Source organism: Streptomyces sp. NPDC006393 (genome assembly GCF_040628575.1).
Taxonomy (GTDB): Bacteria; Actinomycetota; Actinomycetes; order Streptomycetales; family Streptomycetaceae; genus Streptomyces.
In genome coordinates, this window is the sequence record NZ_JBEXZD010000031.1 from 58,537 (window position 1) to 73,721 (window position 15,185).

Consider the following 15,185-nt stretch of genomic DNA (forward strand, 5'->3'; position numbering starts at 1 on the left):
CAGGGGTCCACAGGCCCCAGGGCCGCCCGGCACCGTCCGGCGGTCCGCAACGCTGGGGGAGGCCGGCGAACGACCATGCACGTCACGCATCTGTCGCTGGCCGACTTCCGCTCGTACGCCCGGGCCGAGGTTCCGCTCGACCCGGGCGTCACGGCCTTCGTCGGCCCCAACGGCCAGGGCAAGACCAATCTCGTCGAGGCGATCGGCTACCTGGCCACCCTGGGCAGTCACCGGGTCGCCTCCGATGCCCCCCTGGTGCGCATGGGCGCCGAGCGGGCGGTGATCCGCGCCCAGGTCAGACAGGGCGAGCGGCAGCAGCTGGTCGAGCTGGAGCTGAACCCGGGCAAGGCCAATCGCGCCCGCATCAACAGGTCGTCCCAGGTCAGACCGCGTGACGTGCTGGGCATCGTACGGACGGTGCTGTTCGCGCCGGAGGACCTCGCCCTGGTGAAGGGCGACCCCGGGGAGCGGCGCCGTTTCCTGGACGAGCTGATCACGGCCCGCTCCCCGCGCATGGCGGGCGTGCGCTCCGACTACGAGCGGGTCCTCAAGCAGCGCAACACGCTGCTGAAGTCGGCCGCGCTGGCCCGCCGGCACGGCGGCCGCTCCATGGACCTGTCCACGCTCGACGTGTGGGACCAGCATCTGGCGCGCGCGGGCGCGGAGCTGCTCGCCCAGCGCCTCGACCTGATCGCCGCGCTGCAGCCGCTGGCCGACAAGGCCTATGAGCAGCTGGCGCCCGGGGGCGGCCCGGTCGCGTTGGAGTACAAGCCGTCCGCGCCCGGCGAGGCGCACACGCGGGAGGCCCTGTTCGAGCAGCTGATGGCCGCGCTCGCGGACGCCCGCAAGCAGGAGATCGAGCGGGGCGTCACCCTGGTGGGGCCGCATCGGGACGACCTGGTGCTCAAGCTGGGGCAGCTGCCCGCCAAGGGATACGCCTCCCACGGTGAGTCGTGGTCCTATGCGCTGGCGCTGCGGCTGGCGTCGTACGACCTGCTGCGCGCCGAGCCATATGGGGGTGGCGAAGCCTCGTTTGAGGGTGGTGGTGGGAGACGGGCGGGCGAGCCGGTGCTGATCCTCGACGACGTCTTCGCCGAGCTGGACACGCGGCGCCGCGAACGCCTGGCCGAACTGGTCGCGCCCGGTGAGCAGGTGCTGGTGACCGCGGCGGTGGACGACGACGTGCCGCATGTGCTGGCGGGTACGCGGTTCTCCGTGTCGGAAGGGGCGGTGGAGCGCGTATGAGTGGTGGGCGTACGAGCAGTGAGCCCGACCCGGCGCGCCGGAGGGCGTCCCCGGAGGACTCGCCTCTGAAGCCGTCCCCGGAGGGCGCCCCGAAGGCGGGCGAGCCGTCCGGTGTCGATCTGGCGCGTGTGGCGCTGCGCGCGGCGAAGGAGGCGGCACGCGCGCGGGGGGACGCGGCGCAGCAGAAGCGGCAGGGGCGGCGCGGTGGGCTGCGCTCGGGTGCGCGTGCCGACGGCCGTGATCCGATGGCGCTGGGTGCGGCGATCAACCGGTTGATCACCGAGCGCGGCTGGGAGACTCCGGCCGCCGTGGGCGGTGTGATGGGGCGCTGGCCGCAGATCGTCGGTGCGGACGTGGCCAAGCACTGTGAGCCGGAGAGGTACGACGAGGACGAGCGGGTGCTGAGCGTGCGCTGCGACTCGACGGCGTGGGCGACGAATCTGCGTCTGCTTGCCCCGACGCTGGTCGCCCGTCTCAACGAGGATCTGGGCCATGGTGCGGTGCGGCTGATCAAGGTGCACGGCCCCGGCGGCGGGGCCCGTCGGTACGGTCCGTTGCGTGCGCCCGGCAGCGTCGGGCCCCGCGACACCTATGGGTGACGGACCTCACAAAAATCCTTGGTAGAGGCCGGTCGGGGGGTGCCCGGCCGGCCTCCGTCGTGCAACCGCACGCTCTTGCGAATGGCTACCTGACCCTGGAGTAGCGAAGGGTTGACGCCTGGAAGCGCTGAGTGCCGCTGTGAGCCTCTTGGAGCCCCCTTCCGCATATCGGGACCCGGCGGAGACCGGTTCAGGGCGCCACATGCGGACTCAGGTACCGGCAAACCCCCATCACTGTCGGCGCTACCGGTAGACTGGAAGCCAATCCCGCCCCGAACGTGGGGACCGTCCGGGAAAAGCTGAGCAACGCTGATCAAGGCTTACCAACGCAACATGCCGCAGCCGCTCCGGCACCCCCAGGAGCCCGGCTCGTGCTGTGCCAGAAAGGGCGCTTCGTGGCCGATTCCGGCAACCCCAACGAGAACATTCCGTCCACCGACGCCGGCGCTGACCCGGCCGCCTCTTCGACCTCATCGAACGGTGAGGTGACGGCCTCGTACGACGCCAGCGCCATCACCGTCCTCGAGGGCCTGGACGCGGTCCGCAAGCGACCCGGCATGTACATCGGTTCGACCGGTGAGCGCGGCCTGCACCACCTCGTGTACGAGGTGGTCGACAACTCCGTCGACGAGGCGCTGGCGGGGCACGCGGACACCATCGATGTGACGATCCTCGCCGACGGCGGCGTGCGCGTCGTCGACAACGGCCGTGGCATCCCGGTGGGCATCGTGCCCTCCGAGGGCAAGCCGGCCGTCGAGGTCGTGCTGACCGTGCTGCACGCGGGCGGCAAGTTCGGCGGCGGTGGCTACGCGGTCTCCGGTGGTCTGCACGGTGTCGGCGTCTCCGTGGTGAACGCCCTGTCGAGCAAGGTCTCCGTCGAGATCAGGACCGACGGCCACCGCTGGACGCAGGACTACAAGCTGGGCGTCCCGACCGCTCCGCTCGCCCGGCACGAGGCGACGGACGAGACCGGGACCTCGGTGACGTTCTGGGCCGACCCGGACATCTTCGAGACCACCGAGTACTCCTTCGAGACGCTCTCGCGGCGTTTCCAGGAGATGGCGTTCCTGAACAAGGGCCTGACGATCAGGCTGACCGACGAGCGCGAGTCGGCGAAGGCCACCTCGGGCGCGGACGAGGCGGGCGCGGACCAGAAGGCCGAGGTCAAGTCGGTCACGTACCGCTACGACGGCGGCATCGTCGACTTCGTGAAGTACCTCAACTCCCGCAAGGGAGAGCCGGTGCACCCCTCCGTCATCGACCTCGAGGCCGAGGACAAGGACAAGAGCCTGTCCCTCGAGGTGGCGATGCAGTGGAACAACGGTTACAGCGAGGGTGTGTACTCCTTCGCCAACATCATCCACACGCACGAGGGCGGTACGCACGAGGAGGGCTTCCGCGCCGCGCTGACCTCCCTGATCAACAAGTACGCGCGCGACAAGAAGCTGCTGCGGGAGAAGGACGACAACCTCACGGGTGACGACATCCGCGAGGGTCTGACCGCGATCATCTCGGTCAAGCTGAGCGAGCCGCAGTTCGAGGGCCAGACGAAGACCAAGCTGGGCAACACGGAGGCGAAGACCTTCGTGCAGAAGGCGGTCTACGAGCACCTCACCGACTGGCTGGACCGCAACCCGAACGAGGCGGCGGACATCGTCCGCAAGGCCATCCAGGCGGCCACCGCGCGTGTGGCGGCCCGCAAGGCCCGTGACCTGACCCGGCGCAAGGGTCTGCTGGAGTCGGCGTCCCTGCCGGGCAAGCTCTCCGACTGCCAGTCGAACGACCCGACCAAGTGCGAGATCTTCATCGTCGAGGGTGACTCCGCCGGTGGCTCGGCCAAGTCCGGCCGGAACCCGGAGTACCAGGCGATCCTCCCGATCCGCGGCAAGATCCTCAACGTCGAGAAGGCGCGCATCGACAAGATCCTGCAGAACCAGGAGATCCAGGCGCTGATCTCCGCGTTCGGCACGGGTGTGCACGAGGACTTCGACATCGAGAAGCTCCGCTATCACAAGATCATCCTGATGGCGGACGCCGACGTCGACGGCCAGCACATCAACACCCTGCTGCTGACCTTCCTGTTCCGCTTCATGCGGCCGCTGGTCGAGGCGGGTCACGTCTTCCTGTCCCGTCCCCCGCTCTACAAGATCAAGTGGGGCAAGGACGACATCGACTACGCCTACTCCGACCGTGAGCGCGACGCCCTGATCGAGATGGGCCGGCAGCGCGGCAAGCGGGTGCGCGAGGACTCCATCCAGCGCTTCAAGGGTCTGGGCGAGATGAACGCCGAGGAGCTGCGCGTGACGACGATGGACCAGGAGCACCGCGTCCTCGGCCAGGTCACCCTCGACGACGCCGCTCAGGCCGACGACCTGTTCTCGGTCCTGATGGGCGAGGACGTCGAGGCCCGCCGCCAGTTCATCCAGCGCAACGCCAAGGACGTCCGCTTCCTCGACATCTGAGTCGGTCTCAGCTGACCGCACCAGGAAGGAACCTCACCAGCAATGGCCGACGAGAACACCCCTGTCACGCCTGAAGAAGGCGGCGAGACCGGCCTGCGTGTCGAGCCCGTCGGGCTCGAGACGGAGATGCAGCGCTCGTATCTCGACTACGCGATGTCCGTCATCGTCTCGCGTGCGCTGCCGGACGTGAGGGACGGCCTCAAGCCCGTCCACCGCCGTGTGCTGTACGCGATGTACGACGGCGGCTACCGCCCCGAGCGCGGCTTCTACAAGTGCGCCCGTGTCGTCGGCGACGTCATGGGCAACTACCACCCGCACGGCGACAGTTCCATCTACGACGCGCTGGTGCGCCTGGCCCAGCCGTGGGCGATGCGGATGCCGCTGGTGGACTCCAACGGCAACTTCGGCTCGCCGGGCAACGACCCGGCGGCGGCCATGCGCTACACCGAGTGCAAGATGGCGCCGCTGTCGATGGAGATGGTCCGCGACATCGACGAGGAGACCGTCGACTTCACGGACAACTACGACGGCCGCTCCCAGGAGCCGACCGTCCTGCCCGCCCGCTTCCCGAACCTGCTGATCAACGGCTCGGCCGGTATCGCGGTCGGCATGGCGACCAACATCCCGCCGCACAACCTGCGCGAGGTCGCGGCCGGCGCCCAGTGGTGCCTGGAGAACCCGGACGCCTCGCACGAGGAGCTGCTGGACGCGCTCATCGAGCGGATCAAGGGCCCGGACTTCCCGACCGGCGCCCTGGTGGTGGGCCGCAAGGGCATCGAGGAGGCGTACCGCACCGGCCGCGGCTCCATCACGATGCGTGCGGTGGTCGAGGTCGAGGAGATCCAGAACCGCCAGTGCCTGGTGGTCACCGAGCTGCCGTACCAGGTCAACCCGGACAACCTGGCGCAGAAGATCGCCGATCTGGTGAAGGACGGCAGGATCGGCGGCATCGCGGACGTCCGCGACGAGACGAGTTCCCGCACGGGCCAGCGGCTGGTGATCGTGCTGAAGCGGGACGCGGTCGCCAAGGTCGTCCTGAACAACCTCTACAAGCACACCGATCTCCAGACCAACTTCGGCGCCAACATGCTGGCGCTGGTGGACGGTGTGCCGCGCACGCTGTCGCTGGACGCGTTCATCCGCCACTGGGTGACGCACCAGATCGAGGTCGTCGTCCGCCGTACGCGCTTCAGGCTGCGCAAGGCGGAGGAGCGGGCGCACATCCTGCGCGGTCTGCTCAAGGCCCTGGACGCCATCGACGAGGTCATCGCGCTGATCCGGCGCAGTGAGACCGTCGAGATCGCCCGTGGCGGCCTGATGGGGCTGCTGGAGATCGACGAGATCCAGGCCAACGCGATCCTCGAGATGCAGCTGCGCCGCCTGGCAGCACTGGAACGGCAGAAGATCGTCCAGGAGCACGACGAGCTCCAGGCGAAGATCAACGAGTACAACGAGATCCTGGCCTCCCCGGTCCGCCAGCGCGGGATCGTCAGCGAGGAGCTGGCCGCGATCGTCGAGAAGTACGGCGACGACCGCCAGACCAAGCTGATCCCGTACGAGGGCGACATGTCCATCGAGGACCTGATCGCCGAGGAGGACATCGTCGTCACGGTCACCCGCGGCGGCTACATCAAGCGGACCAAGACCGACGACTACCGCGCCCAGAAGCGCGGCGGCAAGGGCGTACGCGGGACGAAGCTGAAGGAGGACGACATCGTCGATCACTTCTTCGTCTCCACCACGCACCACTGGCTGCTGTTCTTCACCAACAAGGGCCGGGTGTACCGGGCGAAGGCCTACGAGCTGCCCGACGCCGGCCGGGACGCGCGCGGCCAGCACGTGGCGAACCTGCTGGCCTTCCAGCCGGACGAGGCGATCGCCGAGATCCTCGCCATCCGCGACTACGAGGCGGCCCCGTACCTGGTGCTGGCCACCAAGGCCGGGCTGGTCAAGAAGACGCCTCTGAAGGATTACGATTCTCCGCGTTCCGGTGGTGTCATCGCGATCAACCTGCGCGAGCGGGAGGACGGAACCGATGACGAACTGATCGGCGCCGAACTCGTCTCGGCCGATGACGACCTGCTGCTGATCAGCAGGAAGGCCCAATCGATCAGGTTCACCGCATCGGACGACACCCTGCGTCCCATGGGCCGCGCCACCTCGGGTGTGAAGGGCATGAGCTTCCGCGAGGGCGACGAGCTGCTCTCGATGAATGTTGTTCGACCCGGTACGTTCGTGTTCACTGCCACGGACGGCGGGTACGCGAAGCGGACCGCCGTCGACGAGTACCGCGTCCAGGGTCGCGGCGGCCTCGGCATCAAGGCCGCCAAGATCGTGGAGGACCGTGGTTCGCTGGTCGGTGCGCTGGTGGTCGAGGAGACCGACGAGATCCTCGCCATCACGCTCTCGGGCGGTGTGATTCGTACGCGGGTCAACGAGGTCAGGGAGACGGGCCGTGACACCATGGGCGTCCAACTGATCAACCTGGGCAAGCGCGATGCCGTGGTCGGTATCGCACGCAACGCCGAAGCGGGGCGCGAGGCGGAGGAGGTCGACGGCGACGTGGCCGTGGACGAGACCGCCGAGGGTGTCGCGACCACCGGCACGGACGAGGGTGAGGCGCCCTCGGCCGAGTAGGCACGAGGAGTGAGTCATCGTGAGCGGAGCCACGGGCGCCGGATCGGCCGGTACCTCCACTGGTACGGAGACGGACGGCGGCGGCCGTGGCTCCGCCGCGCGTGCGACGGATTCGCACACGACCAACCTGAAGGCGATCAAGCCGCCCGCGGCCGACGCGCACGCACCTCACACTCATGGATCCCAGGGGGGAACGGTGACGGACACCCGAGGCCCGCAGAGCCCGCAGGCGCAGGCCGGCCGGCAGAGCCACGGCGCGGCCTCCCCGCTGCCGGGCGAGCGGCAGCCGCAGCAGCCGGCGGGGCCGTACCACCCGCCGCAGGCCTACCCCACGGCCGCGGGGGCCGCGCCCGGCGCGGCGGCCCAGTCCGGCTCGGTGCGCCGCCCGCGCACGGGCGCACGGACGACGCCGCGCACCCGCAAGGCCCGGCTGCGCGTGGCCAAGGCCGACCCGTGGTCGGTGATGAAGGTCAGCTTCCTGCTCTCCATCGCGCTGGGCATCTGCACGATCGTGGCGGCCGCCGTGCTGTGGATGGTCATGAACGCCATGGGCGTCTTCTCGACGGTCGGCGGGACCATCTCGGAGGCGACCGGCTCGAACGAGTCGAACGGCTTCGACCTGCAGTCCTTCCTGTCGCTGCCGCACGTCCTGACCTTCACCGCGATCATCGCGGTCATCGACGTCGTCCTGGCGACCGCCCTGGCGACCCTCGGGGCCTTCATCTACAACCTCTCCGCGGGCTTCGTCGGCGGCATCGAGCTGACACTGGCCGAGGACGAGTGACGAGCGCTCCACGTGTCCGCTGACAGTCCCCCGACAACCGATTTTGGGACTGCCCGCCTCGTGCGCTAATCTTCAGGAGTCAGCGCGCGGGACACACCGCAGAGCGCGGCGGGGCTATAGCTCAGTTGGTTAGAGCGCATCCCTGATAAGGATGAGGCCACAGGTTCAAATCCTGTTAGCCCCACAGCGAGAAGACCCCCGGTCCGAATGGGCCGGGGGTCTTTCGCATGCACGTCCTGGCCGTGCTGGTCCGGCTGCGCTCGCGGCAGGCCGAGGTGTACTGGCTGCCGGGCGACGAGGAAGCCGGCGCGGGCGCTGACACGGCGGTGCGGGGGCTGACACGGTGGTGCGGGGGGCCGACATGGCGGTGCGGGCCTCACGCACGGCCGGCGCGCGGCGGTGCGGGCCGCGGGCGCCGGGGCGACGAGAAGATCCCCGGTCGGATGACCGGGGATCTTCGTGGGTTTCGGTTCCGGTGATGCTGTACGCAGTTCGCCGTTACGTCAATGGGTGCGGGTTGGCGGGGCCCAGCGGTGCCGGGCCGGCGCTGTCAGCGCTGGAGGGGAATGGTGGGGCGGGCCGGCGGTTCGGCGGGGGCGCACTGCGGATCGGTGGCCAGCGAGGGAGTGTCGCCCAGCGGGCGGTGCCGGCAGCTGGGGGACTTTCCGTGGGCCTCGGCCCGGATCCGCTGCTTCATCGTGGGGGGCAGGGACCGAAGATGGGTCCTGGACCATGGGGAGGACGTCGCCTGTTCCGGTAGCGCCCGCAGCCGGGTGCTGGTGCTCTTGGATGCCTTGTCCGACTGCGGCGCGGCGCTGGCCGCCCCTGCCGTCGTGGTGATGAGTCCGAGCGCCGTGCAGAGCGCGAGGAAGGCGGTGACGATGGCGGTCCACAGCTTGACGACCTTGTGCTGGTCCATGGCCCCTCACTTTCGGGTTGGGCGATTTGCGTACTTTGCTCATGATGTGTATGAGCCCCGCGAAGTGGTGGACCGACGCTCGTGGCGCGTCGCTCTTCGGATGAACACCACTCGGATGGACGCATGAAGGACGAGAAAGCAAGGGCGAGAAAGTGCGGAGAGTTGACGGCCCACACAGGTCACCGATCGGTATCGGCCGGTGTGTATAGTCGGGCGCCAGAGGTCCCCTACGTCAAGGAAAGACGAGGTCGCGCGGTGAAGAAGCTTCTCCTGGTCGCACTGGCCGCCATCGGCGGGCTCCTCGTGTACCGCCAGATCCAGGCGGATCGCGCCGAGCAGGATCTGTGGACGGAGGCGACTGACTCCGTGCCCACGGGTTCCTGAGCACCGACATCCGATACTGAGCAGGCCCCGACCGCCGTTGCGGTCGGGGCTTTGTGTTGCGAGGGTGCGGACTCTGAGGTAGCGGTCACCTCGTGAGGCGGATGTTTCGGACGCTCGTCCGGAACGCGCGGATGGCGCAACGCCCTGCGGGGCAGGATGGGCGACGTCCGAAGCGGGAGCGAGCGCGAGGGGGCGCGGCATGAGACGGCCCACGGCTGGACGAGGGCCCGTGGCAGGGCGGGGGCCCGTGGCAGGGCGGCGGGCATCGGTGGGGCAGCCTGGATCGGTGGGGCGGGCCGTCGGCGTCGTACGCCTCGCCGTCGTCGGGGCCGTGCTGGGCCTGGTGGTGGCCGCCGTACCGGCGACGAGCGCGGTCGCGGACGGCACGCCGGGCGGATACGGCTTCACCGACGGCGCACGGACCGTCGCGGGGGCGACGACGACCTCGGGCGCGAAGAGCCTGGAGCCCGGCCGCGTCTACCGGAGCACCCTGCCGGCGAACGGCAGGCTCTACTACCGTCTCGACCTCGACACCACCTCCACCGCCTACGTCTCCGCCACCGCGGTCCCCGGCACGGGCACCACGGTCTCCGCCACGGACGGCCTGCGCGTCTCCGTGCGGGACGCCCAGGGCAACGCTTGCTCCTACCAGGCCACCCGCTTCGGCACGAGCCGCAGCGCGCATCCGATCGCCGCGTGGGGCGCGCGCGAGGCCTCCCCCGGCCACACGCTGTGCCAGGGAGCCGGTGCGTACTACGTCCTCGTCGAGCGCATCGCCGCCCCAGGCTCCTCGTCGGACGCCTGGCCTCTGGAGCTGGCCGCCGTGACGGAACCGGCGCTGGAGCGGTCCGGTGCGACGAGGGCGCCGGAGGCGTGGGACTCAGCCTCGCCGGAGCCGGTCGGCGGCCGCGCGGTGGACCGGGCGGGCGGCTCCGGCTTCGCCCGGGCCGCGACGGTCGGCCAAGGGGTCTGGCAGGACCGGATCCGGCCCGGTCAGACGCTCTTCTACCGGGTGCCGGTGGACTGGGGACGGCAACTGAACGCCATCGCCGAGCTGGCCGGTGCAGGCGGCGGCAGCGGCTATGCCGACGGTGCGCTGACGCTGTCGCTCTACAACCCGGTCCGGGGCTACGTCGAGGACGCGTACGCCGGTTACAGCGGCCGGCCCGCCTCCACCGCGCTCGCGCCCCTGCCGCCCGTCGCCTACGCCAACCGCTACGGATTCGCCGACCAGGTGAAGGCCATGCGGTTCGCGGGCTCCTACTACCTGGTCGTGCATCTCGCCGCCCAGACCGCCGGCACGTTCGGTGAGGGCCCCTACGGTCTGACCCTGCGGGTGCGGGTGGGCGGCACGACAGGGCCGGGGCCGGGGTACGCGGGCCGCTCCGAGCCGCGGAACCTGTTCGAGGTCACGGCCGGGGACCGGCAGGCGGCGACCGAGGCCGGGCCAGGCGGCGGGTCCGCCGCGCTGCGCGCGCTCGCCGTGGGCGGCATCGGCGCGGGGACCGTACTGCTGCTCGTCCTCGGGGTGTGGACGCTGGCCGCCAGGCGGCGCGCGGGGGCCTGGTAGGGCGACGATCGGGCGTCGGCCCTCAGATCCGGGCCAGCGCCCAGAACCCCACGGCGTAGCAGACCAGCGCGAGGAGCAGAAGCGGAAGCGCCACCTTGGCGGGCGGACCGGGAAGACGCGGACCGGCAAGACGGGGACGGGGGCGGGGACGGAGGCGTACGGCGCGGTGCGGTGGGACCGCCTGCGCCGGCGGGGGAACGGCCGGCGGGGGAACGGCCGGAGAAGGGACCGCCGGGGAGGGGAAGCGCGGGTCCTCGGCGGTGTACGAGGCCGTGGGGACAGTAGGGACAGTAGGGACAGTAGGGGCGGTGGAGGCAGTGGAGGCAGTGGAGGCAGTGGAGGCGGCGGCGGACGCTGCGGGGGCCGCGGAACCCGCAGCGTCCGCGGAGCCTGCGGAGGCGGGGTCCTGGGGGCCTACCGGCGGAAGGAGGCGGAAACTGCCCGTGTCCTGGTCGGACGGCCGCGCACGGACAGGTGTCCCGCCAGTCCCGGTAGCCTCGGCCTCCTCGACGGCATCGGAACCATGGGACCGCTCGGGTCCGTCCGGGCCGAATCCCGGTGGCAAGGGGCCGAGTTGGTCGAAGACCTCGATCCGCTCCTCGTCCGGACCCGGCTCCGGCAGCAGCTCGGCCGCCGCGGCGAGGGCCTTGCGCGCCCCGGTGGCCGTACGGAACCGGGCCAGCGGATCCGGTTGCAGCAGTGCCGCCACGACCTGCCACAACGGCTCGGGAACGCCCTGGGGAGCGCTCGGAGTTCCATGCTCCGCGAAGTGCTCCACGAGCGCCTTGGCGTCCGGCTTGGCGCCCTGAAGCAGATAGAGGGCGACCAGGCCGGTGGCGAACAGGTCGGCGGGGAAGTCCGGTTCCGCGCCCATCATCTGCTCGGGAGCGAGGTAACCGGGCGTCCCCACCACGAGATCGGCCTCCGTCAGCCTGGGCTCGCCCAGCCGCATGGCGATGCCGAAGTCGGACAGCCGCAGTCGGGGACGTCCCGTGCCGGTGGCTTCCAGGAGCACGTTGGCGGGCTTGATGTCGCGGTGCACGACCCCTTCCGCGTGCACCGCGGCGAGTCCCGACAGCAACTGGTCGAGGAGGGTGCAGACGAACGGCGCGGGCAGCGGGCCGTAGTCGCCGACCAGATGGACCAGCGAGCCGCCGGCCACCAGATCCATGGTGAACAGGACCTTGTCGTCGTCGGCGGCCCAGCTGGCCGGGGCGAGCACATGGGGGTGGTCGATCCGCAGCGCCTGCTCCCGCACGAACCGCAGCAGCGAGTGCGCGTCGCGCTGCCGCAGCACCTTGGCGGCGACGTACCTGCGGCGCCGGTGGTCCCAGACGCGCCAGACCGCGCCGGCCCCGCCGCGGCCGATCGGGTCGGCCAGCTCGTACCGGCCGGCGAAGACCTCACCCATGGCTGTGCGTCGCTCCTCCCCCTGCGGTCACCCCCCTTGCCTCCCCCGCGAGACGTGCCGCGACGCCTTTCGCGGCGTCAGTTCTGGTGGGTCTGGTAGTGGGCGACCGCGTCGGAGGTGCGGCCGGCGCCGTAGACCCGCAGGAACTCCGCCAGTTCGGGGTGGGTGGGAGCGAGGCTGTCCGCGGCCTCGATGATGTCGCCGGCGGCGGCGACCGAGCGGAGCAGCGACTGGATCTCGCGGACCACGCGCTTGACCGTCGGCGCGCCCGAACTGTTGGTCGTCTGCGTGACGTTGCTGAGCACCGAGCCCCCCTGTGACCGCTTGATCTCATCCATGCGTTCGGTCGCCTCGGCCGCGCTGACGCTGCCGTCCGCCACCTGAGCCGCGAGTTCCTGGAGCAGTTGTACCCGCTGGACGACCGCCGGATTGCCGATCTTCGCGCGCTGGCCGCTCATCAGCTGCGACAGCATCGGCGCCGACAGCCCCAGTACCCCCGCCAGACGCGCCTGGTTGAGCCCCAGGTCGTCTATGAGCTTACGGAACAGCGCCCCCAACGGCTCCCCGTACCAGTTCCGCTGCAGTTCCCGCGCTCTTGCGGTGGCTTCCTGCTGTGCGGCGTCCATTGCGTCTCCCCATCGCTTCCCCGAGTACCGTGGTTCGCTGTAGCGAACCACGCGGAGCATCTTACGGAGAGTGGTCGGCGACGGGGACCCCCAATCTTTTTGCGAGATCCGGGGGGTGACCCGGTACTCTGGTCTGCGGCACCGACCGGCGGACGGTTCGTCCGGGCGGCTGCTTCTCTTCGGGGCCTTAGCTCAGTTGGTAGAGCGCTGTCTTTGCATGGCAGATGTCAGGGGTTCGACTCCCCTAGGCTCCACCCCATCAAAGCCCACCTGACCTGCGGAAACGTTGGCCGGGTGGGCTTTTTCGCGCCGTCGGCGCGGGCGGCCGCGGCCCATGGAGGCCCCGCCCCGATCGGCCTCGCACGGAACGCCTCGAAGGGGCATTCTTGTCCCAAAGGCGCATCAACGGTACATCGAGGCGGTCTGCGGGAACGGAGCAGGTGTGCGGCGCATGGACGGGCACGGTGCGAGCGGAGGCGATCCGTGCGGGATCCGATGCGCCGATGACGACGGCCTGGCCCTGGCCGTCGCGCGCGAGCGGCACCTGCTCGACCAGTTGCCCGTCCCCGTCGCCTTCTTCGGCAGGGACCGCCGGCTGGCCTGGCTGAACCATGCCGCCGCCCTGGTCGCGAACCGGCCGCCGGAGGCGCTGCTGGGGCTGCCCGCGGGGGAGATCGAGCCCGGGGTCCCCATCGAGGGCGGCCACGAGTTCAGCGAGGCCGTCGGCCGGGTGATGCGGACCGGCGAGCCCGAGTCGTGGCAGAGCACCCTGACGCTGGACGGCGCGGAACACACATGGCGGGTCACCCTCTCCCCGGTGCGGAGCCCGGAGGGCGACCTCCTCGGGGTGTCCGCGGCCACCCTGGACACCACCGAGCAGTTCTGGGCACGGCGCAGGATGGCGGTGCTCAGCCAGGCCAGCGCACGGATCGGCAGCACCCTGGACGTCTGGCACACCGCACGGGAGCTGGCGCAACTGGCGACCGAGAGCTTCGCCGAGCGCGTGACCGTCGACCTCCTCGCAGAGGTGTGGAACACCGAGGCGAGCGGGACCGGGCCCGGCAGCGGGGCGCCCGAACCGGGCGGCGGCACCATCGAGTTCCGTCGCGTCGCGTCGGGTTCGGCTCCCGGCTGCCCGGCCGAACCGGGCGCGGCGAGCGGCGGCGTGCACTCCGTCGCGCGCGACTCGCTGATCGGACGCGTCCTGGAGGACGGCGAGCCCCGCGGGGACATCTTCCCGGGGCCCGGCGCCCCGGAGGAGGACCGGCCACCGCCGAACGGGACGGGCACACCCAACGGGACGGGCACCCCGACGGGACAAGGGCGCCGAACGGGACCGCCACCTCGAACGGAACAGGGGCCCCGCACGGGACCGGGGCGCCGAACGAGACCGGGGCGCCGAACAGGACGGGCGTGCCGCGGATGGACCGTGCCGCACTCCTCGTCCCCATGGTGGCCCGCGGCACCACCCTGGGCCTGGTGACCTTCGCCAGGCATCGCGCCCACCCCGCCTTCGACAAGGCCGATGTCCACCTGGCCCGCGACCTGGCCGCCCGCACCGCCGTCTGCCTGGACAACTGTCTGCGCTACACCCGGGAACGGCAGGCCGCGCTCGCCCTGCAACGCAGCCTGCTGCCCGACCACGCCGCCGAGCACCAGGCCGTGGACATCGCCTCCTGCTATCTGCAGAGCACGAGCGCCACGGGCATCGGCGGCGACTGGTTCGACGTCGTGCCGCTCTCCGGAGCCCGGGTCGCCCTGGCCGTCGGTGATGTCGTCGGGACCGGTATCCGCGCCACCGCGACCATGGGCAGGATGCGTACGGCGGTACGGACACTGGCCGCCGTGGAGCTGGCCCCCGACGAACTGCTCACCCATCTCGACGACATCGTGATCAAACTGGACCAGGAGGAGGCGGCCCACGCGGGCGGTGCTCCGGTGGCGGGCGCCACCTGCCTGTATGCCGCCTACGACCCGGTCTCCGGGCGCTGCTCCATCGCCTCCGCCGGCCACCCCGAGCCGGTCCTCGTCCACCCCGACGGCCAGGTCGAGCAGCTCGCGGTGCCGTCCGGCCCCCCGCTGGGACAGGGCGGCATCAAGTTCGAGGCGACCGAGTTCGATCTCCCGGCGGGCAGCCGCCTCGCGCTCTACACCGACGGGCTCCTGCGCGCGTCCGGCAAGGGCCCCGAGGCGACACGGGCCGAACTGCACGCACTGCTCGCCCGCCCGGCTCAGTCGCTCCAGGCGGTGTGCGACCGTGTGATCACGCGCCTGGTGCCGGCCCGGCCCGCCGAGGACGTGGCCCTCCTTCTCGCCCGCACCCACCGCCTCGGCGCCGACCGGCTGGCCTCATGGGAACTGCCCCGCGACCCGGAGGTCGTCGCGCCCACCCGAGAACGCGCGGCCGACCGGTTGCGGGAGTGGGGGCTCGGGGAGGACGTCGCCTTCACCACCGAGCTGATCACCAGCGAACTGGTCACCAACGCCATCCGCTACGGAGCCGACCCCGTCGTGCTGCGGCTGATCCGGGACACCACGTCGCTGATCT

At 70.9% G+C, this 15,185-nt stretch carries 12 protein-coding genes and 2 tRNA genes; 11 read left to right on the top strand and 3 right to left on the bottom strand.

Annotated elements, in window-relative coordinates; genetic code table 11:
* The first annotated feature begins 75 nt into the window (after positions 1-75).
* From recF to ABZ484_RS15765, 6 genes are all read left to right on the top strand, one after another.
* Complete coding sequence (recF, locus tag ABZ484_RS15740) at positions 76-1,245, top strand: DNA replication/repair protein RecF (RefSeq protein WP_358866442.1); 1,170 nt, start codon at positions 76-78, stop codon at positions 1,243-1,245.
* Positions 1,242-1,844 carry a DciA family protein gene (locus ABZ484_RS15745; RefSeq protein WP_358866443.1) on the top strand — a complete coding sequence of 201 codons (603 nt, stop codon included), beginning with the start codon at positions 1,242-1,244 and terminating at the stop codon, positions 1,842-1,844. The genes recF and ABZ484_RS15745 overlap by 4 nt, the downstream gene beginning before the upstream one ends.
* A 371-nt stretch (positions 1,845-2,215) precedes the next feature.
* The gene (gene gyrB, locus ABZ484_RS15750; RefSeq protein WP_358866444.1) at positions 2,216-4,306 is read left to right on the top strand and encodes a DNA topoisomerase (ATP-hydrolyzing) subunit B; all 2,091 of its coding nucleotides are present in this window, start codon (positions 2,216-2,218) and stop codon (positions 4,304-4,306) included.
* Between the two features lie 42 nt (positions 4,307-4,348).
* Entirely contained in the window at positions 4,349-6,943 is a 2,595-nt protein-coding gene (gyrA, locus tag ABZ484_RS15755; RefSeq protein ID WP_358866445.1) for a DNA gyrase subunit A, read from the top strand.
* Between the two features lie 19 nt (positions 6,944-6,962).
* On the top strand, positions 6,963-7,727 hold the full coding sequence (locus ABZ484_RS15760) for a DUF3566 domain-containing protein (RefSeq protein WP_358866446.1): 765 nt from the start codon (positions 6,963-6,965) through the stop codon (positions 7,725-7,727).
* 110 nt (positions 7,728-7,837) lie between these two features.
* Positions 7,838-7,911, top strand: a tRNA-Ile gene (locus tag ABZ484_RS15765).
* A 366-nt stretch (positions 7,912-8,277) separates the two neighbouring features.
* Here ABZ484_RS15765 and ABZ484_RS15770 read toward each other — a convergent pair.
* Positions 8,278-8,646: a DUF6344 domain-containing protein gene (locus ABZ484_RS15770; protein WP_358866447.1), complete on the bottom strand. Its 369-nt coding sequence runs from the start codon at positions 8,644-8,646 to the stop codon at positions 8,278-8,280.
* Between the two features lie 255 nt (positions 8,647-8,901).
* On the opposite strand from ABZ484_RS15770, the gene ABZ484_RS15775 reads away from it, so the two are divergent.
* Both ABZ484_RS15775 and ABZ484_RS15780 read left to right on the top strand, forming a co-directional pair.
* Positions 8,902-9,030, top strand: a complete 129-nt coding sequence (locus tag ABZ484_RS15775) for a DLW-39 family protein (protein ID WP_003999697.1) — start codon at positions 8,902-8,904, stop codon at positions 9,028-9,030.
* Positions 9,031-9,316: 286 nt separating this feature from the next.
* Positions 9,317-10,600, top strand: a complete 1,284-nt coding sequence (locus ABZ484_RS15780; RefSeq protein ID WP_358866448.1) for a hypothetical protein — start codon at positions 9,317-9,319, stop codon at positions 10,598-10,600.
* Between the two features lie 22 nt (positions 10,601-10,622).
* On the opposite strand, the gene ABZ484_RS15785 is transcribed toward ABZ484_RS15780, so the two are convergent.
* Together ABZ484_RS15785 and ABZ484_RS15790 are read right to left on the bottom strand one after the other, a co-directional pair.
* Positions 10,623-12,011, bottom strand: coding sequence for a serine/threonine-protein kinase (locus ABZ484_RS15785; RefSeq protein ID WP_358866449.1), 1,389 nt, complete (start codon positions 12,009-12,011; stop codon positions 10,623-10,625).
* A gap of 77 nt (positions 12,012-12,088) precedes the next feature.
* Positions 12,089-12,637 (bottom strand): DNA-binding protein, encoded by a 549-nt coding sequence (locus ABZ484_RS15790; protein WP_358866450.1) that lies wholly within the window; start codon positions 12,635-12,637, stop codon positions 12,089-12,091.
* Between the two features lie 181 nt (positions 12,638-12,818).
* Between ABZ484_RS15790 and ABZ484_RS15795 the strand changes: the two genes are divergently transcribed.
* From ABZ484_RS15795 to ABZ484_RS15805, 3 genes are all read left to right on the top strand, one after another.
* Positions 12,819-12,891 (top strand) — tRNA-Ala (locus ABZ484_RS15795).
* Between the two features lie 197 nt (positions 12,892-13,088).
* Complete coding sequence (locus ABZ484_RS15800) at positions 13,089-14,120, top strand: PAS domain-containing protein (RefSeq protein WP_358866451.1); 1,032 nt, start codon at positions 13,089-13,091, stop codon at positions 14,118-14,120.
* Positions 14,060-15,185, top strand: a 1,126-nt coding sequence (locus ABZ484_RS15805) for a SpoIIE family protein phosphatase (RefSeq protein ID WP_358866452.1), incomplete at its 3' end; no start/stop codon positions are given. The genes ABZ484_RS15800 and ABZ484_RS15805, both read left to right, overlap by 61 nt.